Here is an 18,989-nt window from a genome sequence, read left to right on the forward strand (position 1 = left end):
GAGCCTGCTCGCGAAAGCGTCGGTTCGGTCAGCGAGGGAGAGGAATCAGACGACTTCCAGACGAATCTTGTGCTGACTCAACAACTGCGCCAGCGCCGGTACCGGCTGCTGATCGGTGACCAGGCAATCGATCAGGCTGATCGGCCCCAATCTAATCATCGCGTTACGCCCGAACTTGCTCGAGTCCGCCGCCAGAATCACCTGCCGCGCATTGGCAATGATCGCTTGGGAAACGCGAACTTCCTGATAATCGAAGTCGAGCAGGCTGCCGTCCTCATCGATGCCGCTGATCCCGACCAAGGCGAAATCGACCTTGAACTGGTTGATGAAATCCACACTCGCCTGACCGACCACACCGCCGTCGCGGCGCACGTTGCCGCCGGTCAGCAGCACATCGAAATCATCCTTGGCGCTGAGCATCGAGGCGACGTGCAGGTTGTTGGTGATGATTTTCAGGTGGCTGTGATTGAGCAGGGCGCGAGCGATCGATTCGGTGGTGGTACCGATATTGATGAACAGCGAGGCGTGATCGGGGATTTGTGCGGCGATGGCTTCGCCGATGCGTTGCTTTTCGTCGCGCATCTGATCGGCGCGCATCGCATACGCGGTGTTTTCGACACTGGAATCGTACGCGGCGCCACCGTGGTAGCGACGCAGCAGATTGGCTTCCGCGAGCTGATTGATATCGCGGCGGATGGTTTGCGGGGTGACAACGAACAGCGTGGCCATTTCCTCGATGCTCACATAGCCGCGTTCGCGGACCAGCTCGAGGATTTGCTGCTGACGGGGAGGCAGATTCATGGGGCTTCCTTTGGGCTGCCGTGCAAAATTTGCCCATGATGCCGCAGGAATCTGCTCCCTACCAGTTAGATACCCTTCTGGAACTGCACGTTGGCTTATTCGGCGTCCTCACGTGCCCAGTCGCGGGTGCGGCTGACGGCTTTTTTCCAGCCTTTGTAGAGTTTCTCTTTCTCGGTTTCGTCCAGGCTCGGTTCGAACTCGCGCTCGATCACTGCTTTGCCGCGCAGTTCTTCCAGGCTGCCCCAGAAGCCGCAGGCCAGACCGGCCAGATAAGCCGCGCCCAGTGCAGTGGTTTCGCGCATTTGCGGGCGTTCGACCTGGGTGCCGAGGATATCGGCCTGGAATTGCATGAGGAAGTTGTTCGCCACCGCGCCGCCGTCCACGCGCAGGGCCTTGAGGCGTTCGCCGGAGTCCTGTTGCATGGCGTCGAGTACGTCGCGGGTCTGGTAGGCGATCGATTCCAGCGCGGCGCGGATGATGTGATCGACGCGTACGCCGCGCGTCAGGCCGAACAGCGCGCCACGGGCATACGGGTCCCAGTACGGTGCGCCGAGACCGGTAAACGCCGGCACCAGATACACGCCGTTGCTGTCCTTGACCTTGTTGGCAAAGTACTCGGTGTCGTGGGCGTCGTTGACGATTTTCAGTTCATCGCGCAGCCATTGCACGGTCGAACCGCCGTTGAACACGGCGCCTTCCAGAGCATAAGCCACTTCGCCGCGTGGGCCGCAGGCGATGGTGGTGAGCATGCCGTGCTGGGATTTCACCGCTTTGTCGCCGGTGTTCATCAGCAGGAAGCAACCGGTGCCGTAGGTGTTTTTCGCTTGGCCCGGCTCCACGCACATCTGGCCGAACAGTGCCGCTTGCTGGTCGCCGGCGATACCGCCGATGGCGATGCCGCTCTTGGTACGACCGTAGATTTCCGAGGAGGCTTTGACCTCCGGGAGCATCTCGCGTGGGATGTCGAGGATCTCCAGCATCTTCGAATCCCACTCCAGCGAGTGAATGTTGAAGAGCATGGTGCGCGAGGCGTTGGTGTAGTCGGTGACGTGCACCTTGCCGCCGGTGAATTTCCAGATCAGCCAGCTATCGACGGTGCCGAACAGCAGCTCGCCGTTGCGCGCACGCTCGCGGCTGCCTTCGACGTTGTCGAGGATCCACTTCAGTTTGGTGCCGGAGAAGTACGGGTCGGTGACCAGGCCGGTGGTGTCGCGGATGTAGTCTTCGTGACCATCGCGCTTGAGCTGCTGGCAGATCTCGGTGCTGCGGCGGCACTGCCAGACGATTGCGTTATAGACCGGACGGCCAGTGGTCTTGTCCCAGACCACAGTGGTTTCACGCTGGTTGGTGATACCGATCGCGGCGACTTGGTCATGATGCAGGCCGGCCTGGGCCAGCGCCTCAACCATCACCGCGCTCTGGGTGGCGAAAATTTCCATCGGGTCGTGCTCGACCCAACCGGCTTGCGGGTAATGCTGAACGAATTCGCGCTGCGCGGTGCAGACCACGTTCGCGTCGCGGTCGAAGATGATCGCGCGCGAGCTGGTCGTACCCTGATCAAGGGCAATGATGTAGTTCTTGTTCTGAATGTCGGTCATGTCGATTGCCTTGGACGAAAAAAACGAGAGTGGGCCGTGGCGCAGGCTCGGATGGGCAGGAGCCGGCGCCGACTGTTTCAAGAAGTTCTTGGTTTGCCGTCAATGGCCGGTTCTGCATCCTTTGTAGCAGGTGTGGCGCCGGTCAGGTGACGGGCAATCAGCCCGCGATACCCGGCAGCGCCGAGGCAGGCACCGACAATCGGTGCAAAAATCGGAATCAGGAAGTACGGAATATCACGACCACCGGTGAAGGAAATTTCACCCCAACCGGTAAAGAAAGTCATCAGTTTCGGCCCGAAGTCACGCGCAGGGTTCATCGCGAAACCGGTCAGCGGACCCATCGCACTGCCGATCACGGCGATCAGCAAACCGATCAGCAGCGGCGCCATCGGGCCGCGTGGCAGGCCGTTGTTGTCATCGGTCAGGGCCATGATCACGCCCATCAGGATCGCGGTGATGATCATCTCGACCAGAAACGCCTGGGCCGTCGACAGCACCGGGTTCGGGTAGGTCGAGAACACCGAGGCCAATTCCAGGCTGGCAGCCGAGCCACGAACCATCTGGTGGGTTTGTTCGTAATCGAAGAAGAGGTTGCTGTAGAGCGTGTAGACCAGCAACGCGCCGCAGAAGGCGCCGGCAATTTGCGAAAGGATGTAGAACGGCAGTTTGCGCTTTTCGAAGTCAGCGAAGATTGCCAGAGCGATGCTCACGGCCGGGTTCAAATGCGCGCCGGAAACCCCGGCGGTGAGGTAGATCGCCATGCTCACGCCGACGCCCCAGATGATGCTGATTTCCCACAGGCCGAAGCTGGCGCCCGCGACTTTGAGCGCGGCGACACAACCGGTGCCGAAGAAGATCAGAAGGGCAGTGCCCAGGAATTCGGCCATGCATTGGCCGGAAAGCGATGGTTGCGGTAAAGCAGCTGTCATTGAAAACCTCGGTTCTTTTTCTTGTGTAGCGCCTTGCCAACGGAGCAGGGCGCGATCTTCACCGGGTCGGAATCCCCATTCGGTTCCCGGGTTACTGCTGGGTACTGCGCGGAACATGATTCTTACATTATTCAGATTCGAAAAAATATAGACAAGAAACAAACCTGTCAAAGGTCGAAAGTGAACCGTCGGTCACAATAAAACTATTCGCCGTGTGAATGATCAGTAGCGCGAACGGCTTGAATGCAGCGCGAGGCCACGGGATTCGCGGCTTGGAATAGAGCCTTTTGCCCAACGATGACCTAGAATCCGCCGCAGGTTTTTCAAAGATTGCCGAACCCGGAGCTGCCATGACCCCTGCGTTGGACTTGTTGAAAAAAGTTCGTGCCGAACATCGCGTGCACAGTTACGAACATGATCCGAAGGCCGCGTCCTACGGGCTGGAGGCAGCGGAGAAGCTCGGGCTCGAACCGGCGCAAGTGTTCAAAACCCTGCTGGCCGCCAGTGAAAAAGGCGAACTGCTGGTGGCTGTGGTGCCGGTCGTCGGAACGCTCGACCTCAAGGGACTGGCACACGCCGCCGGAGTGAAGAAAGCCGAAATGGCTGATCCCGCCGCCGCGCAACGCTCCACCGGCTACCTGTTGGGCGGCATCAGCCCGCTCGGGCAGAAGAAACGCCTGCGCACCTTCATCGACAGTTCCGCTCAGGAGTTTGCGACTATCTATGTGAGTGCCGGGCGGCGAGGACTGGAAGTGGAACTGGCGCCTGCGGTGCTGGCCGAGCACACCCAGGCGCAGTTCGCCGATATCGGCCGGGCGTAATAGTCGCGCCGGCTGTATGAAGAAAAAATTGCGCTTCTGTCACTGGCAGTGATCCGGCCCGCCGTTGCATGCTCGGTCGACCAATTCAGGGAGAAAATCATGCAGCTTGCGTTTCATCAGGTCGACGCGTTCAGTGATCGGCCATTCAGTGGCAACCCGGCGATGGTCTATCGGCTCGACAGCTGGCTGGCCGATGACTTGATGCAGAAGATCGCCGCCGAACACAACCTGGCGGAGACTGCGTTTCTGGTGCGCGAAGGCCAGGCCTGGCATATCCGCTGGTTCACCCCGACCACCGAAGTGCCGCTGTGCGGGCATGCGACCCTGGCCAGCGCGTTTGTACTGTTCGAAATCTATAAGGAAAGTGCCGAGCGCATCGACTTCACCTGCAAGTCCGGGCCGCTGAGTGTCAGCCGCGAAGCCGGCCGGCTATGGCTGAATTTCCCGACCATCGTGCCTTCGGAAATCGGCGTGACGCTGGATGTCGAGCGGGCGCTCGGTGTCGAGGCGGTTGATGTGCTCGGCTCCAACGAGCTATTCGTGGTGCTGGACTCCGAACAGGCCGTGCTCGACTGCCAACCGGACATGGCGGCGCTGGCGAAACTGCCGTGGCTGGGGGCGATTGTCACTGCGCGCGGCAACCAGCATGACTTCGTCTCGCGCTATTTCGCCCCGGCCATCGGTATCAATGAAGACCCGGTGACCGGCTCGACCCATTGCAGCCTGATTCCGTACTGGGCCAAACGTCTGGGCAAATCGAACCTGACCGCGTGCCAGCGCTCGGCGCGGGGCGGGGAGTTGTTCTGTCGGCTGGAAGGTGAGCGAGTGAAGATTGGCGGCAATGCGACGCTGGTGGCCAGCGGTACCCTGTTTTTAGGCTGAGGCAATACCAACTGTGGGAGCGAGCCTGCTCGCGAAAGCGCTCTTTCAGTCAACATCTTCGGCGACTGAAACACCGCATTCGCGAGCAGGCTCGCTCCCACAATTTTTATCCAGTGCAGATCAGAGGCTGGTGCTGAATCGACGGACGCCGTTTTCCACCGCCGGAATCTGTGCCGCAGTGCTCCCCGAAGCCTGGAACAGCACCAGGTGATCCGCCGCTACGCGAATCCCGACCTGCGCGCCAACCAGATGATCGGCATGGCTGGGGAAGATCGATTCCAGCTGCGCGCCGGTCGGCAGTTGCAGGCGATACAAGGTCGCCGCGCCGAGGAATGTCTTGCCGACAATCTGCGCCTGCAACGCGCTGTCCGGCGCGTAAACAATGTCATCCGGACGCAACAGCACATCCACCGCGCCGCCAATCGGCCAGGTGTAAGCACGGTTGCCGCGCAGTTCACCCAGCTCGGTCTGCACCGATTCCGGGGTGACGAGCTGGCCGCGAATGAAATAGCCCTGACCGATGAAACTGGCGACATATGGCGTCGCCGGTTCGTGATAGAGGTTGTAGGGCGTGTCCCACTGTTCCAGCCGACCTTCCTTGAACACACCAACGTGATCGCTGACGGCAAAGGCTTCTTCCTGATCGTGGGTGACCAGAATCGCACTGGTGCCACGGGCCTTGAGAATGTCGCGCACCTCATGGCTGAGCTTGCGGCGCAACTCGCCATCGAGGTTGGAGAACGGCTCGTCGAGCAGCAGCAACTGCGGCTCCGGCGCCAGGGCGCGGGCGAGGGCGACGCGCTGTTGCTGACCGCCGGACAATTCGTGGGGGAAGCGCTTGCCGAGGTTTTTCAGGTTGACCAGTTCCAGCAGCTCTTCGACCACGCGCGCCTTGTTCGGGTGCTTGCGAATGCCGAAAGCGATGTTGTCGGCCACGCTCAGGTGCGGGAACAGCGCGTAATCCTGAAACACCATGCCGATCCGGCGTTTCTCCGGCGCCAGGGTGAAACCGGCGCTGGAGAGGGTTTCGCCACCGAGGGTGATTTCGCCTTCATGCACCGGTTCGAAACCGGCGATGGCGCGCAGGGTGGTGGTCTTGCCGCAGCCGGACGAGCCGAGCAGGCAGCCGATGTCGCCGGCGTTGAGGTGCAGATTGAGGTTCTGCACCACGCGTTGATCTTGGTAGCCGCAAGCGAGGTTGCGCAGGTTCAGCAGTAATTCATGGCTCATGCGTGGTGATATGCCGGTTCGACGAGGAACTCGAGCAGGGCCTTCTGTGCGTGGAGACGGTTTTCTGCCTGATCCCAGGCGACTGAGCGCGGGTCATCGAGCAGGTCGAGACTGATTTCTTCGCCACGGTGCGCCGGCAGGCAGTGCATGAACAGCACGTCCTCGGCAGCGAGGTCGAGCAGGGCACGGTTGACCTGAAACGGCGCGAACAGCTTGAGGCGCTTGGCAGTTTCCTCTTCCTGACCCATCGAAGTCCAGACGTCGGTGCTGACCAGATGCGCGCCACGCACGGCGTCTTGCGGATCGCGGACGATGGTCACGCGATCACCAGCCTGGGCGACGAATTCCGGGTTCGGCTCGTAGCCTTCCGGGCAAGCAACGCGCAATTGGAAGTCGAACTGGATCGCCGCTTCTATATAGCTGTTGCACATGTTGTTGCCGTCACCGACCCAGGCCACGGTCTTGCCCTGGATCGAGCCACGGTGTTCGAGGAAGGTCTGCATGTCGGCGAGCAGCTGGCACGGGTGCAGATCATCGGACAGGCCGTTGATTACCGGCACCCGCGAGTTGGCGGCGAATTCGGTCAGGGTGCTATGGGCGAAGGTACGGATCATCACCGCATCGAGCATGCTCGACATGACGATGGCGCAATCGCTGATGGGCTCGCCACGGCCCAGTTGGGTATCGCGCGGGGACAGGAAGATTGCCTGGCCGCCGAGCTGGATCATGCCGGCCTCGAAGGAGATCCGGGTGCGGGTCGAGGATTTTTCGAAGATCATCCCCAGCACGCGGTTTTTCAGAGGCTCGAACAGTACGCCGCGGTTACGCAGGTCCTTGAGCTCAACGCCTCGACGGATCACGCTGACCAGCTCTTCGGGCGTGCAATCCATCAGGGAGAGAAAGTGCCTTGCGCTCATCATTGACTACCTTTTTGCTACAGACCGCAGATGCTCAAAGCCTTGTTTAACGGAACAACGGGCGAGACCTGCGGCGTAAGCCGCACGGGGCGACGAAATAGGGGAAGGCGCGATATTGACACTAAATGTCGCGTTTTTCCAATAGGGTACTTTTTCAGCGGGATTCGTAGCGCGGACCGAGCATTTCGATCACGCATGTTGAAGCCGGATTCAGTACAGCGGTGAGCCTCTTTGTACACTGGCCCCGCCGCGCTTGGCAATGCGCCGCGACGGCAGCGCAGCTGTCTTGGTCGGTTTGCGAGTCTGTGCCACGGATTCGCTTGGTCGGATGTTCAGACTGAAACATTTGCTAAAGCAAAGTGCTGGGTTATAAATAAGTTTCGAGCGACGCAGGAAGCCTCCGCATGGAATCGAAAGAACAACTGTTAATGGAACTGCTGGGCCACACGGCTCGCTCCCTGACCCATCTCACCGCGTCAGTTACCTCGATGTCTTTCGAGTTGCTGCGCAGTGACGATGAAGTGGTCAAATCCGCCGGTCGACACATGATCGATCGCATGGCCACCATCAGCGCCGGGCTTGATGAGCACTGGCGTTTGATCGGCGAGCTCACCGGCGTCCACGTCGCCCATGAGCAGATAGAAACCATTCAGGAAATCCAGCTGGCGGCACCGCCGCAGTTGCCGCCGAACTGACGGCGGCGATTTATCGGCTGTCCTGATAACCGTCGATTCACAAGACGAACGTCGCTGGCGCCGTCTCTGCGCACGGGCCATAGTTTTGTTCCCGCGGGCGTGATTGCCTGCTCCCGAACAAGACAGAGACTGGCCATGACCAAGACTCTTCACCACCGTGCATGCCATCTGTGCGAAGCCATTTGCGGCCTGACCATCGAAACCACGGAAACCGATGGCGATGTCGCGATCACCTCGATCAAGGGCGATGCCCTCGACACCTTCAGCCGCGGCCATATCTGCCCGAAAGCCGTGGCCCTGCAAGATATTCAAAACGATCCCGACCGGCTGCGTCAGCCAATGCGCCGCGTCGGCAGCGAATGGCTGCCGATCGAATGGGACGAGGCGTTTGCGCTGGTGTCCGAGAAACTCGCGGCGATTCAGGAACGTCACGGGCAGAACGCCGTTGCGGTGTATCAGGGCAATCCGAGCGTGCACAACTACGGCCTGATGACCCACAGCAATTACTTCTTGGGGTTGCTGAAAACCCGCAATCGCTACTCGGCAACGTCGGTCGATCAACTGCCGCACCACCTCAGCAGCTACCTGATGTACGGCCACGGTTTGCTGTTACCGATTCCCGATATCGATCACACCGACTTCATGCTGATCCTCGGCGGCAATCCGCTGGCGTCCAACGGCAGCATCATGACCGTGCCGGACGTCGAGAAGCGCCTGAAGGCGATTCAGGCGCGCGGCGGCAAAGTGGTGGTGGTCGATCCGCGCCGCAGCGAAACCGCAGCGATGGCTGATCAGCACGTGTTCGTCCGCCCGGGCGGCGATGCGGCGCTGTTGTTCGGCATGCTCAATACGCTGTTCAGCGAAGGCCTGACCCGCGACAGCCATTTGCCGGTCGATGGCCTCGACGAGGTGCGCAGCGCCGTGGCTGCGTTTAGTGCCGAAGCGATGAGCCCGCTCTGCGCAGTGCCTGCCGAACAGATTCGCCAACTGGCGCGCGACTTCGCTGCCGCACCGAGTGCGGTCTGCTATGGGCGCATGGGCGTCTCGACCCAGGCCTTCGGCACCCTCTGTCACTGGGTGGTGCAGTTGATCAATCTGGTCACCGGCAATCTCGACCGCGTTGGCGGTGCTCTTTGCACCGAGCCGGCGGTGGATCTGGTGGCGTCGACCTCGGGCGGGCATTTCAACAAATGGCAGAGCCGGGTTTCCGGGCGTCCTGAATACGGCGGCGAGTTGCCGGTCTCGGCACTGGCCGAAGAGATGCTCACGGAGGGCGAGGGGCAGATCCGCGCGCTGATCACTGTGGCCGGCAACCCGGTGTTGTCGACACCCAACGGCCGGCAGCTGGAGCAGGCGCTGGACGGCCTCGACTTCATGCTCAGCATCGACCTGTACATCAACGAAACCACGCGCTATGCCGATCTGATCCTGCCGTCGACCTCGGCGCTGGAAAACGATCACTACGACACCACGTTCAATCTGTTCGCGGTGCGTAACGTCACCCGCTTCAATCGCGCCATCCTCGCCAAGCCCGAGGGGGCTTTGCATGATTGGGAGATCTTCGTCGGGCTGGCCAAGGCCTTCGCCGAGAAAACCGGTAAAGAACTGAAACCGACGATGCCGCCGGCGAAGATGATCGACATGGGCCTGCGCATGGGCCGCTACGGCGATGCGTCCGAGCACAAGTTGTCGTTGGCGACGCTGTTCGATCATCCGCATGGCGTGGATCTGGGTGCGCTGAAGCCGAATCTGGCATCACGTCTGAAAACGCCGAATCAGCGTATCCAGGCCGCACCGCCGGAAATTCTCGCTGACCTCGCTCGCTTTGCCGCGTTGCAGGCGCCGGCTGCCGATGAATTGTTGATGATCGGCCGCCGCCATGTGCGCAGCAACAATTCGTGGATGCACAACTTCCATCGACTGGTGAAGGGCAAGCCGCGGCATCAGTTGCTGATGCACCCGGATGATCTGGCCAGCCGTGGCCTGGCTGACGGGCAACGGGTTCGGGTGAGTTCGCGGGTCGGGCAGATCGAGGTGGAAGTGCTCGCCAGTCTCGACATGATGAAAGGCGTGGTCAGCCTGCCCCACGGTTGGGGCCATGCGCGCCCGGGCGTGCAGATGGCGATCGCCAGCGGCCAGCCGGGATCGAGCGCCAACGACCTGACCGACGAGTGCCAGCTCGACGAACTGTCGGGCAACGCGGCGTTGAACGGTGTGCCGGTGACGGTGGCGGCGGCTTGAGCGGGTCTGTCGGGGAGACCGAGCATGGCGCTCGGGATTCCGTTACAATGCGCCACCGTGCCGACCCCTGAGTCGGAAAGTTCAGCCGAGGTGCTCCATGGATATCATCGAAACGATTAAAGAGCAGATTGCCAACAACACCATTCTGCTTTACATGAAAGGCTCGCCGAATGCCCCGCAGTGCGGCTTCTCCGCGAAAGCTGCGCAAGCCGTGATGGCCTGTGGTGAAAAGTTCGCGTACGTGGACATCCTGCAGAACCCGGAAATCCGCGCCAACCTGCCAAAGTACGCCAACTGGCCGACTTTCCCGCAACTGTGGGTCGGCGGTGAGCTGGTCGGCGGCAGCGACATCATGACCGAGATGGCTGCAGACGGTTCGCTGCAAAGCACCATCAAGGCGGCTGTGGAAGCGGCAGCGGCGAACAAGTCCGAAGCCTGATTCTACTTTCATATAGTTTCGCTCGACGACGCGTCTCCTGTAGGAGCTGTCGAGTGAAACGAGGCTGCGATCTTTTGATCTTCGGCCAACAAAAAGCCCCGCACCTCGAAAGAGGGCGGGGCTTTTTGTTGGTTATACGAGTTGACTGAGTATCAAGGCTGAAATCGATAAAGATCGCAGCCTCGTTTCACTCGACAGCTCCTACTCTTCGCCCATCTGCGACTGTAGATAGTTTTCCAGGCCGATCTTGTCGATCAGGCCGAGCTGGGTTTCCAGCCAGTCGATGTGTTCTTCTTCCGACTCGAGAATGTCTTCGAGCAGTTCACGGCTGCCGAAGTCGCCAACGGTTTCGCAATGGGCAATGGCGGCTTTCAGGTCGGCATGGCCGGTCTTTTCGATGCGCAGGTCGCATTCGAGCATTTCGCGGGTGTGCTCGCCGATGTGCAGCTTGCCCAGGTCCTGAACGTTCGGCAGGCCTTCAAGGAACAGAATGCGCTTGATCAGCTTGTCCGCGTGTTTCATCTCGTCGATGGATTCGTGATATTCGTGCTTGCCGAGCTTGTTCAGACCCCAATCTTCATACATGCGTGCATGCAGGAAGTACTGATTGATCGCGACCAGCTCATTGGCGAGGATCTTGTTGAGATGCTGGATGACTGTAATGTCGCCTTTCATGATCGGAGTCCTGCCCTGTATTAACCGTATATAAAGCGGAGTTTGAGCTTGGCAGTTATAAGTGTCAAACCTAAGTTATTGAATAATAAATGAAAATTAATCGGAATAAGAATGTTTGTGTTCCGCGTCTGGACGCTAAGCAATTGATTTTCAGGCATAAAAAAACCGGACGCGAAGTCCGGCTCTTTGAAATGGGGGCATTTACGCAGCAGTAAATTCTACAGGGTAAGGGATCGCGGCTTGGGCGGTTTGCAGCTTGGTCAGGGTTTCGCGCACCACTTCCTTGGCAAGGCAGGCGCATTTGCCACACTGGCTGGCGACGCCGGTGGCCTGGCGAACTTCTTTGTAGCTGCAGCAACCTTCATAGATCGCTTCGCGGATCTGTCCGTCGGTGACGCCAGTGCAGAGGCAAACATACATAAGTAAGAACCGTCGCTGGTTGTGACTCAATTGCGATGGATCTTAATGTTAACGAGAATGATTGTCAAAGTGCTTTCGGAACGCTTCGCAGCCAATTTCCCAGCGACTGACGAACGGTATTTTCCAAATGCGCGTCTGACCCCATGAATACGCAGTGGATAACCGAACAGGGAAAATCCGTTACGGACAGGCCAAACACGCAGTGTATGATGGTCGTCCCTTGCGAAGAGGGTTCGTGTCACAGGGCTGTCGCCTGAGGGTGACAGGCTGGCCCGGACCCTGAACTTCCAGTTTTTACACCAGGAGATATCAATGAGCGTACTCGTAGGCAAACAAGCCCCAGACTTCACCGTCCCGGCCGTACTCGGCAATGGCGAGATCGTTGACAGCTTCACCCTGTCCTCGGCCATCAAAGGCAAATACGGCCTGGTGTTCTTCTACCCGCTGGACTTCACCTTCGTCTGCCCGTCCGAGCTGATCGCTCTGGACAACCGCATGGCTGACTTCAAGGCGCGCAACGTTGAAGTGATCGCTGTGTCGATCGACTCGCACTTCACCCACAACGCCTGGCGCAACACTCCAGTGAACAATGGCGGCATCGGCCAGGTGAAATACACCATGGCTGCCGACATGAAGCACGACATCGCCAAGGCATACGACGTTGAATCCGAAGGCGGCGTGGCTTTCCGTGGCGCGTTCCTGATCGACGACAAAGGCGTGGTTCGCTCGCAGATCATCAACGACCTGCCGCTGGGCCGTAACATGGAAGAGCTGATCCGTCTGGTCGACGCGCTGCAATTCCACGAAGAACACGGCGAAGTCTGCCCGGCCAACTGGAAGAAAGGCGACAAAGGCATGAACGCTTCGCCGGAAGGCGTTGCGGCTTACCTGACCGAGAACGCTGCGGCCCTGTAAGGCGCAACGTCGAGGTACAAAAAAAACCGGCCCACGTGGCCGGTTTTTTCATGCGCGGGATTTGTTCGTCGAGGATCAGTCGTCGAAGTCTTCCCAGCCGCCCATCTGCTTCCAGCGATTGACGATGCCGCAGAACAGCTCAGCGGTCTTTTCGGTGTCGTAACGCGCCGAGTGTGCTTCACGACCGTCGAAATCGATGCCGGCCGCCTGACAGGCTTTCGCCAGCACGGTCTGACCATACGCCAGACCCGCCAGGGTCGCGGTGTCGAAACTGGAGAACGGGTGGAACGGGTTGCGCTTCATGTCCAGGCGCGCAACTGCTGCATTGAGGAAGCCCAGGTCGAAACTGCTGTTGTGCCCGACCAGAATTGCCCGCTTGCAGCCGTTGGCTTTCAGCGCCTTGCGGATGCCACGGAAGATGTCGGTCAGCGCGGTTTCTTCGCTGACGGCCATGCGCAGCGGATGATCGAGCTTGATCCCGGTGAACTCCAGCGCTGCCGCTTCAACGTTGGCGCCTTCGAATGGCTCGACGCGGAAGAAGTAGGTGTGATCCGGGTAGACGAAACCCTTTTCATCCATGGCGATGGTGGTCGCGGCAATCTCCAGCAAGGCATCGGTGGCTGCGTTGAAGCCACCGGTTTCTACGTCGACGACAACCGGCAGGTAGCCGCGAAAGCGCGCTGCCATCGGATGACGGGAACCGCCGCCGCCACCTTGACCGTCCAGTTCATCGTCGAAATTGTCTTCACTCACGCGTGTTCCTCCAGCAGGCGCCAGCGCAGTTTTTCACCGGCGCGCAGCGGGATAACGGTCAGCTCGCCAAATGGCAGACTGGTCGGGGCGGTCCATTCTTCACGGACCAGGGTGATGCGATCGGTATTTGCCGGCAGGCCGTAGAAACGCGGGCCGTTGAGGCTGGCGAAGGCTTCGAGCTTGTCCAGCGCGTTACGCTGTTCGAACGCTTCGGCATACATCTCGATGGCGGCGTAAGCGGTGTAGCAACCGGCACAACCGCAGGCGGCTTCCTTGGCGTGCTGGGCGTGGGGCGCCGAGTCGGTGCCGAGGAAGAACTTGGCGCTGCCGCTGGTGGCGGCGTCGAGCAAGGCTTCCTGATGGGTGTTGCGCTTGAGAATCGGCAAGCAGTAGAAGTGCGGCCGAATCCCGCCGACCAGCATGTGGTTGCGGTTGTACAGCAAGTGATGCGCGGTGATGGTCGCGCCGACGTTGGCCGAAGCCTCGTTGACGAACTGCACGGCGTCGCCGGTGGTGATGTGTTCGAACACCACTTTCAGCGTCGGGAAACGCTCGACCACGCGGCGCATGTGCTCGTCGATGAAAATCTTTTCGCGGTCGAATACATCGACGTCGCCACGGGTGACTTCACCGTGGATCAACAGCGGCATGCCGACTTCGGCCATGGCTTCCAGCGCCGGGAAGATCTTGTCGATGCTGGTCACGCCGGAATCGGAGTTGGTGGTCGCGCCGGCCGGGTACAGCTTGGCGGCGTAGACGAAACCGCTGGCCTTGGCCTGACGAATTTCTTCCGGTTGGGTGCGGTCGGTGAGGTACAGCACCATCAACGGCTCGAACTGACTGCCGGCCGGGCGGGCAGCGAGAATGCGCTGACGATAGCCGTCGGCTTCAGCGGCGTTGCGCACCGGCGGTACCAGGTTCGGCATGATGATCGCGCGCCCGAAGGTGCGGGCCACATCGGCAACGGTATTGGTCAACACGGCACCATCGCGAAGATGAATGTGCCAGTCGTCGGGACGCAGCAGGGTCAGGCGGTCGGACATGAGGGGATTCCAGGCGGGTCAAACTGAGGCGAATGCTACCGGAAAAGACTCTTGCAGGCACCCGCTATCAAGTTTTGCCACACGCGTCCGATATCCCGGAGGTATGCCGTAAACATTGTGTGAATCGGTGTTTGTGTTTCACAAGCCAATGGAGCCTCCCGTGCGCCAGCGTTATTTAGCCCTGCTCAGTGTGTTTGCCAGCCTTCCCGCGATGGCGCTGACTTACCAGACCCGTCTGGAGAACATTGAGTGGACGGTCGCCGGCGACCAGTTCGAATGCCGCCTGACGCAACCGATCACCGATTTCGGCTCGGGCGAGTTCGTGCGCAAGGCCGGTGAGCAGGCGATCTTTCGCCTGAATGCCTACAACGCCATGCTTGGCGGCGGTTCGGCGACTTTGCTCGCTGCCGCTGCACCTTGGCAGCCAGGGCGTGGCGACATCAATCTGGGCTCTGTGCGTCTGGGCAGCGGCAATGTGTTGTTCAACAGCTCGCAATCCCAGGCCGGGGGATTGATCAGCGGTCTGCTGGACGGTCGCAGCCCGGTGGTACGCCGTGCGTCTGGCGATGGCCGCGTCTCCGAAGTGCGTTTGTTGCCGGTGAAATTCAGCAAGGCGTTCAACGACTATCAAGGCTGTGTGGCGAAATTGCTGCCGCAGAATTTCGACCAGATCAAGCAGTCGCAGATCGGCTTCCCCGGCGAAGGCGTTGAGCTGGACCCGGCTGCCAAGGCCAAGCTGCAAGTGATGCTCGAATACATGAAGGCCGACCCGACGGTGAACCACATCGACCTCGACGGCCATTCCGACAACAGCGGCAATCGTCTGACCAACCGCGAATTGTCGCGCCGCCGCGCGCTGGCGGTGGTGGATTTCTTCAAGGCCAACGGCATTCAGGAATCGCAGATCACCGTGCGTTTCCACGGCGAGCAGTATCCGATCGTGCCCAACACCAGCAAGGCCAATCGTGCGAAGAACCGTCGGGTCAACGTGAAACTGTCGCGCGTCGCACCGACTACCGCCCCGGCTCCGGCGCCGCAAGCGGGTACGCCAGCCACCGCCGCAACGACTTCCTGACTCGCTGGTCATCGTCGCGCTCTCGACAGATTCTGTCGCTTTGTCGTCTTAAGCTGTCGCGCCTCTGTAAATTATCGCGTTTGAGCGGTAGACTCCCCGGCTTTCCGTAGAACCCCGTGGAGTGATGGCATGGCGGACGTAAACAAGGTCGTTCTGGCGTATTCCGGCGGCCTGGACACTTCGGTGATCCTCAAGTGGCTGCAGGATACTTATAACTGTGAAGTGGTGACCTTCACCGCTGATCTCGGTCAAGGCGAAGAGGTCGAGCCGGCCCGCGCCAAGGCTCAGGCCATGGGCGTCAAAGAAATCTACATCGACGACCTGCGCGAAGAATTCGTGCGTGATTTCGTGTTCCCGATGTTCCGCGCCAACACCGTTTACGAAGGCGAGTACCTGCTGGGTACTTCCATCGCCCGTCCGCTGATCGCCAAGCGCCTGATCGAAATCGCCAACGAAACCGGCGCCGACGCCATTTCCCACGGCGCCACCGGCAAGGGCAACGACCAGGTGCGCTTCGAACTGGGCGCCTACGCGCTCAAGCCAGGCGTGAAAGTCATCGCCCCTTGGCGCGAGTGGGACCTGCTGTCCCGGGAGAAGCTGATGGACTACGCCGAGAAGCACGCGATCCCGATCGAACGCCACGGCAAGAAGAAATCCCCGTACTCGATGGACGCCAACCTGCTGCACATCTCTTATGAAGGCGGCGTGCTGGAAGACACCTGGACCGAGCACGAAGAAGACATGTGGCGCTGGACCGTCTCCCCGGAGAAGGCTCCCGACACCCCGCAGTACCTGGAACTGACCTACCGCAACGGCGACATCGTCGCGCTGGACGGCGTCGAAATGACCCCGGCCACCGTACTGGCGACGCTGAACAAGATCGGCGGCGAGCACGGCATCGGTCGTCTCGACATCGTCGAAAACCGTTATGTCGGCATGAAGTCCCGTGGCTGCTACGAAACCCCGGGCGGCACCATCATGCTGCGCGCTCACCGCGCCATCGAATCGATCACTCTGGACCGCGAAGTCGCTCACCTCAAAGACGAGCTGATGCCCAAGTACGCCAGCCTGATCTACACCGGTTACTGGTGGAGCCCTGAGCGTCTGATGCTGCAACAGATGATCGATGCTTCGCAGGTCAACGTGAACGGCGTAGTGCGCCTGAAGCTGTACAAGGGCAACGTCATCGTCACCGGTCGCAAGTCCGATGATTCGCTGTTCGACGCCAACATCGCCACCTTCGAAGAAGACGGCGGCGCTTACAATCAGGCCGATGCGGCGGGCTTCATCAAGCTCAACGCGCTGCGCATGCGCATTGCTGCCAACAAGGGCCGCAAGTTGTTCTGAGTGGCTCAGACCCACGCGCAATAAAAAAGGCGGCCAGTTCAGGGCCGCCTTTTTTTCGGAATTTTCATCGGGTTCATCAGGCCGTTTCTCTTGTCTGCCCGCTTGCGGGATGTGCCACGCCTGTCAGCTGGTTCGCCCCAGCAGGGTAACTGTCTGTGTGCACAGGTTGTAAACGACACACAGTGTTGCACCTGAGCTTTTCTTCGCCTGCTTGATCTGTTGCAGCGAAGTATGCGCCAGAGAGTCCGAAACATGATTCGACAGAAAAACCAGCACTCGCGGATTTTTTTTACCGGCGCTCCGAAGAGTGTCGAGAATCGCATCGAACTCCCTGGACGCATCAACGTCCCGGGCGTCGATGATGTTCAGTTCGCTTATCAGCGGTGACAGTTTGATCGTCTGCACCACGGGGTTCGCTTGGCCATCGATATCGGTTGGTGGGTCAGGCGCGTTGTGAATCCTGCATGGACGCTGGAATCCGCCGCTCCCAGTGTTGCTGGACACGACGCAGCTGGTTATCTCGAAAGCGCACGATCCATCGGTTTTTCGCAACGGTACTTTTCGTTCGCTGTCGCGTTCCGAATGTTCAGCCGCCTTCAGGAAATTTTTGTCCTTGCCGAAATCCGAGGGCGAGTAGAGTGAGCGGTGGTTGAAGTTCAGCGTGATAAAAAAAAGAAATAACAAGTAAAACGGAAAGCTGATCAGAAACCAGACATAAATCTCCCGGTCCTTGTTGTCGAGAAACGGCAGCGATACCGCCGCTGAAGTTTCCGAGATAATGGCGAATATCGCGATGACGGTCATTGGGTTAGTGATCTTTTTCGTTATCTTGAGCATGATTCAAGTTCTATGCTGTTTGTTTGAGGTTGAATATTTCTATATATAGCAAAAGCCTTCATTGAAGTTTCAGGCTGTTGTTTCAAGTTTTATAGAAGGGCTGCCGGTGCGTCGAATATGCAGTAGCGGCGGTTCGTTACGTCATATGTCGAATCGGCAGCCGGCAAAAGTGGTCCAGGAAATTTCAGATGGCTCGATTGGAATTCGCAGCTGCGTAGGACGTGTGCGCAGTAAACGGAAATTCGCTGCGGTCTTGAAGGACGCGAAGCAGTTGCGATGGATGCGACGGGACCTATTTGTGGGAATTATCCTCAATGCCTGTAGGGAATGTCTCTCGATGCAAATGCGTGTAAAAGTTGCCATCCCTTGAAGCAAGTGACTGGGATATCGTGCGTGTTCTAAAAATTCGAACAGCGAAAACTGGACTTGCCCATGAATAAAGTGCTGATCGTGGATGACCACCCCGTCATTCGACTTGCGGTACGTATGCTGATGGAACGGCATGGCTACGAAGTCATTGCAGAAACGGATAATGGCGTTGATGCACTACAAATTGCTCGTGAACAAATACCGGATCTTGTCATTCTGGATATTGGAATACCCAAACTCGATGGACTGGAAGTTATTGCTCGCCTGACTTCCACCGCCATGCCGGTGAAAGTGCTGGTGCTGACTTCCCAGGCTCCCGGACATTTTTCAATGCGTTGCATGCAATCGGGTGCAGCGGGTTATGTGTGCAAGCAGCAGGATCTGACCGAACTGCTGAGTGCGATCAAGGCAGTTCTGTCCGGCTACAGCTATTTCCCCAATCAGGCCCTGCACACTGTGCGTACCAGTCTGGGCAATGCGAGTGAGGCGGACATGGTTGATCGTCTGTCCGGGCGGGAAATGATGGTGTTGCAGCAATTGGCGCGCGGCAAGACCAACAAGGAAATCGCCGACGGCATGTTTTTGAGCAACAAGACTGTAAGCACTTACAAGACTCGCCTGTTGCTGAAACTCAATGCGCGGTCTCTGGTTGATCTGATCGAGTTGGCGCAGCGCAACGGCCTGGTTTGAACGATTCGACAGCTGAGACCGTCATGGGCCGATCAAGCTCGGTTGTCGCAGAAAATGAAAAGCCTCCGCTTCGGGAGGCCTTCAGGTATCACAGATCAAAATCGTAATCGGCCAATTGCCTTTGCAGTCGGCGCTCCTCAAGCAGGTTGTCGATTGTGCGACGCTTGCTGAGGTTGGTCTTCGCCACCTCGACCACCGGTTCGACCTCATCGGCCTCGACGGCAATAAAATCTTCTTCTACATCCAGTTGCTCTTTGTCGGTACTCATGAAGTCAACTCCCGGCTAAGACTGCCTTTGGCGCTCCTTATATC

General features: G+C 59.1%; 20 protein-coding genes. 9 read left to right on the forward strand and 11 right to left on the reverse strand.

Going from position 1 to position 18,989, the window contains the following annotated elements; all coding sequences use genetic code 11:
* Nucleotides 1–45: 45 nt before the first annotated feature.
* The 3 genes from V8J63_RS07250 to V8J63_RS07260 all read right to left on the reverse strand — a co-directional run bounded on the left by V8J63_RS07250 (nucleotide 46) and on the right by V8J63_RS07260 (nucleotide 3,328).
* Nucleotides 46–801, reverse strand: coding sequence for a DeoR/GlpR family transcriptional regulator (locus tag V8J63_RS07250; RefSeq protein ID WP_007953179.1), 756 nt, complete (start codon nucleotides 799–801; stop codon nucleotides 46–48).
* Nucleotides 802–896: 95 nt separating this feature from the next.
* Nucleotides 897–2,399, reverse strand: coding sequence for a glycerol kinase GlpK (gene glpK, locus V8J63_RS07255; RefSeq protein WP_024014162.1), 1,503 nt, complete (start codon nucleotides 2,397–2,399; stop codon nucleotides 897–899).
* A gap of 77 nt (nucleotides 2,400–2,476) precedes the next feature.
* Nucleotides 2,477–3,328, reverse strand: coding sequence for an MIP/aquaporin family protein (locus tag V8J63_RS07260; RefSeq protein ID WP_016773396.1), 852 nt, complete (start codon nucleotides 3,326–3,328; stop codon nucleotides 2,477–2,479).
* A 350-nt stretch (nucleotides 3,329–3,678) separates the two neighbouring features.
* Between V8J63_RS07260 and ybaK the strand changes: the two genes are divergently transcribed.
* Both ybaK and V8J63_RS07270 read left to right on the forward strand, forming a co-directional pair.
* Nucleotides 3,679–4,149: a Cys-tRNA(Pro) deacylase gene (gene ybaK, locus V8J63_RS07265; RefSeq protein WP_336463830.1), complete on the forward strand. Its 471-nt coding sequence runs from the start codon at nucleotides 3,679–3,681 to the stop codon at nucleotides 4,147–4,149.
* Between the two features lie 99 nt (nucleotides 4,150–4,248).
* Entirely contained in the window at nucleotides 4,249–5,031 is a 783-nt protein-coding gene (locus V8J63_RS07270; RefSeq protein ID WP_125917685.1) for a PhzF family phenazine biosynthesis protein, read from the forward strand.
* 120 nt (nucleotides 5,032–5,151) lie between these two features.
* On the opposite strand, the gene V8J63_RS07280 is transcribed toward V8J63_RS07270, so the two are convergent.
* Together V8J63_RS07280 and argF are read right to left on the reverse strand one after the other, a co-directional pair.
* On the reverse strand, nucleotides 5,152–6,261 hold the full coding sequence (locus V8J63_RS07280) for an ABC transporter ATP-binding protein (protein ID WP_016773399.1): 1,110 nt from the start codon (nucleotides 6,259–6,261) through the stop codon (nucleotides 5,152–5,154).
* On the reverse strand, nucleotides 6,258–7,178 hold the full coding sequence (gene argF / locus V8J63_RS07285) for an ornithine carbamoyltransferase (protein ID WP_264365714.1): 921 nt from the start codon (nucleotides 7,176–7,178) through the stop codon (nucleotides 6,258–6,260). The genes V8J63_RS07280 and argF overlap by 4 nt, the downstream gene beginning before the upstream one ends.
* 404 nt (nucleotides 7,179–7,582) lie before the next feature.
* Here argF and V8J63_RS07290 point away from each other — a divergent pair, with 404 nt between their 5' ends.
* The 3 genes from V8J63_RS07290 to grxD all read left to right on the forward strand — a co-directional run bounded on the left by V8J63_RS07290 (nucleotide 7,583) and on the right by grxD (nucleotide 10,553).
* A complete protein-coding gene (locus V8J63_RS07290) occupies nucleotides 7,583–7,873 on the forward strand; it encodes a hypothetical protein (RefSeq protein ID WP_016773401.1) in 291 nt (96 codons plus the stop codon).
* A 135-nt stretch (nucleotides 7,874–8,008) separates the two neighbouring features.
* Nucleotides 8,009–10,114 carry a molybdopterin oxidoreductase family protein gene (locus V8J63_RS07295; RefSeq protein ID WP_130902351.1) on the forward strand — a complete coding sequence of 702 codons (2,106 nt, stop codon included), beginning with the start codon at nucleotides 8,009–8,011 and terminating at the stop codon, nucleotides 10,112–10,114.
* 97 nt (nucleotides 10,115–10,211) lie between these two features.
* A complete protein-coding gene (gene grxD / locus V8J63_RS07300; RefSeq protein ID WP_016773402.1) occupies nucleotides 10,212–10,553 on the forward strand; it encodes a Grx4 family monothiol glutaredoxin in 342 nt (113 codons plus the stop codon).
* Between the two features lie 201 nt (nucleotides 10,554–10,754).
* On the opposite strand, the gene bfr is transcribed toward grxD, so the two are convergent.
* Both bfr and V8J63_RS07310 read right to left on the reverse strand, forming a co-directional pair.
* Nucleotides 10,755–11,228 carry a bacterioferritin gene (bfr, locus tag V8J63_RS07305; protein ID WP_016773403.1) on the reverse strand — a complete coding sequence of 158 codons (474 nt, stop codon included), beginning with the start codon at nucleotides 11,226–11,228 and terminating at the stop codon, nucleotides 10,755–10,757.
* A gap of 201 nt (nucleotides 11,229–11,429) precedes the next feature.
* Nucleotides 11,430–11,648 (reverse strand): bacterioferritin-associated ferredoxin, encoded by a 219-nt coding sequence (locus V8J63_RS07310; protein ID WP_003227725.1) that lies wholly within the window; start codon nucleotides 11,646–11,648, stop codon nucleotides 11,430–11,432.
* 312 nt (nucleotides 11,649–11,960) lie between these two features.
* On the opposite strand from V8J63_RS07310, the gene V8J63_RS07315 reads away from it, so the two are divergent.
* On the forward strand, nucleotides 11,961–12,563 hold the full coding sequence (locus V8J63_RS07315; RefSeq protein ID WP_003227723.1) for a peroxiredoxin: 603 nt from the start codon (nucleotides 11,961–11,963) through the stop codon (nucleotides 12,561–12,563).
* A 75-nt stretch (nucleotides 12,564–12,638) separates the two neighbouring features.
* Here V8J63_RS07315 and rnt read toward each other — a convergent pair whose 3' ends face one another.
* A complete protein-coding gene (gene rnt / locus V8J63_RS07320) occupies nucleotides 12,639–13,316 on the reverse strand; it encodes a ribonuclease T (protein ID WP_016773404.1) in 678 nt (225 codons plus the stop codon).
* Nucleotides 13,313–14,359 carry a dihydroorotase gene (gene pyrC / locus V8J63_RS07325; protein ID WP_016773405.1) on the reverse strand — a complete coding sequence of 349 codons (1,047 nt, stop codon included), beginning with the start codon at nucleotides 14,357–14,359 and terminating at the stop codon, nucleotides 13,313–13,315. Before pyrC ends, rnt begins: the two co-directional genes overlap by 4 nt.
* Nucleotides 14,360–14,519: 160 nt before the next feature.
* On the opposite strand from pyrC, the gene V8J63_RS07330 reads away from it, so the two are divergent.
* Together V8J63_RS07330 and V8J63_RS07335 are read left to right on the forward strand one after the other, a co-directional pair.
* Nucleotides 14,520–15,434: a flagellar protein MotY gene (locus V8J63_RS07330; RefSeq protein ID WP_122507760.1), complete on the forward strand. Its 915-nt coding sequence runs from the start codon at nucleotides 14,520–14,522 to the stop codon at nucleotides 15,432–15,434.
* A 129-nt stretch (nucleotides 15,435–15,563) separates the two neighbouring features.
* Nucleotides 15,564–16,781, forward strand: coding sequence for an argininosuccinate synthase (locus V8J63_RS07335; RefSeq protein ID WP_007953201.1), 1,218 nt, complete (start codon nucleotides 15,564–15,566; stop codon nucleotides 16,779–16,781).
* Nucleotides 16,782–16,904: 123 nt separating this feature from the next.
* On the opposite strand, the gene V8J63_RS07340 is transcribed toward V8J63_RS07335, so the two are convergent.
* Nucleotides 16,905–17,618 carry a hypothetical protein gene (locus tag V8J63_RS07340; protein WP_110646234.1) on the reverse strand — a complete coding sequence of 238 codons (714 nt, stop codon included), beginning with the start codon at nucleotides 17,616–17,618 and terminating at the stop codon, nucleotides 16,905–16,907.
* 432 nt (nucleotides 17,619–18,050) lie between these two features.
* Between V8J63_RS07340 and V8J63_RS07345 the strand changes: the two genes are divergently transcribed.
* Nucleotides 18,051–18,677, forward strand: coding sequence for a response regulator transcription factor (locus V8J63_RS07345; protein WP_016773408.1), 627 nt, complete (start codon nucleotides 18,051–18,053; stop codon nucleotides 18,675–18,677).
* Nucleotides 18,678–18,765: 88 nt separating this feature from the next.
* On the opposite strand, the gene V8J63_RS07350 is transcribed toward V8J63_RS07345, so the two are convergent.
* The gene (locus tag V8J63_RS07350) at nucleotides 18,766–18,945 is read right to left on the reverse strand and encodes a PA3496 family putative envelope integrity protein (RefSeq protein ID WP_016773409.1); all 180 of its coding nucleotides are present in this window, start codon (nucleotides 18,943–18,945) and stop codon (nucleotides 18,766–18,768) included.
* Nucleotides 18,946–18,989 lie beyond the last annotated feature (44 nt).

This window comes from Pseudomonas sp. CCNWLW23 (genome assembly GCF_037095675.1).
In the GTDB taxonomy this organism is placed as follows: domain Bacteria; phylum Pseudomonadota; class Gammaproteobacteria; order Pseudomonadales; family Pseudomonadaceae; genus Aquipseudomonas; species Aquipseudomonas atacamensis.

Excerpts from the sequence above, each read along its gene's own strand:
- V8J63_RS07270 (WP_125917685.1), top strand. The coding sequence starts at position 4,249 with ATGCAGCTTGCGTTTCATCAGGTCGACGCGTTCAGTGATCGGCCATTC.
- V8J63_RS07295 (WP_130902351.1), top strand. The coding sequence starts at position 8,009 with ATGACCAAGACTCTTCACCACCGTGCATGCCATCTGTGCGAAGCCATT.
- ybaK (WP_336463830.1), top strand. The coding sequence starts at position 3,679 with ATGACCCCTGCGTTGGACTTGTTGAAAAAAGTTCGTGCCGAACATCGC.
- V8J63_RS07290 (WP_016773401.1), top strand. The coding sequence starts at position 7,583 with ATGGAATCGAAAGAACAACTGTTAATGGAACTGCTGGGCCACACGGCT.
- V8J63_RS07250 (WP_007953179.1), bottom strand. The coding sequence starts at position 801 with ATGAATCTGCCTCCCCGTCAGCAGCAAATCCTCGAGCTGGTCCGCGAA.
- pyrC (WP_016773405.1), bottom strand. The coding sequence starts at position 14,359 with ATGTCCGACCGCCTGACCCTGCTGCGTCCCGACGACTGGCACATTCAT.
- V8J63_RS07260 (WP_016773396.1), bottom strand. The coding sequence starts at position 3,328 with ATGACAGCTGCTTTACCGCAACCATCGCTTTCCGGCCAATGCATGGCC.
- V8J63_RS07340 (WP_110646234.1), bottom strand. The coding sequence starts at position 17,618 with ATGCTCAAGATAACGAAAAAGATCACTAACCCAATGACCGTCATCGCG.
- V8J63_RS07315 (WP_003227723.1), top strand. The coding sequence starts at position 11,961 with ATGAGCGTACTCGTAGGCAAACAAGCCCCAGACTTCACCGTCCCGGCC.
- V8J63_RS07350 (WP_016773409.1), bottom strand. The coding sequence starts at position 18,945 with ATGAGTACCGACAAAGAGCAACTGGATGTAGAAGAAGATTTTATTGCC.
- V8J63_RS07345 (WP_016773408.1), top strand. The coding sequence starts at position 18,051 with ATGAATAAAGTGCTGATCGTGGATGACCACCCCGTCATTCGACTTGCG.
- glpK (WP_024014162.1), bottom strand. The coding sequence starts at position 2,399 with ATGACCGACATTCAGAACAAGAACTACATCATTGCCCTTGATCAGGGT.
- argF (WP_264365714.1), bottom strand. The coding sequence starts at position 7,178 with ATGAGCGCAAGGCACTTTCTCTCCCTGATGGATTGCACGCCCGAAGAG.
- bfr (WP_016773403.1), bottom strand. The coding sequence starts at position 11,228 with ATGAAAGGCGACATTACAGTCATCCAGCATCTCAACAAGATCCTCGCC.
- grxD (WP_016773402.1), top strand. The coding sequence starts at position 10,212 with ATGGATATCATCGAAACGATTAAAGAGCAGATTGCCAACAACACCATT.
- V8J63_RS07310 (WP_003227725.1), bottom strand. The coding sequence starts at position 11,648 with ATGTATGTTTGCCTCTGCACTGGCGTCACCGACGGACAGATCCGCGAA.
- V8J63_RS07280 (WP_016773399.1), bottom strand. The coding sequence starts at position 6,261 with ATGAGCCATGAATTACTGCTGAACCTGCGCAACCTCGCTTGCGGCTAC.
- V8J63_RS07335 (WP_007953201.1), top strand. The coding sequence starts at position 15,564 with ATGGCGGACGTAAACAAGGTCGTTCTGGCGTATTCCGGCGGCCTGGAC.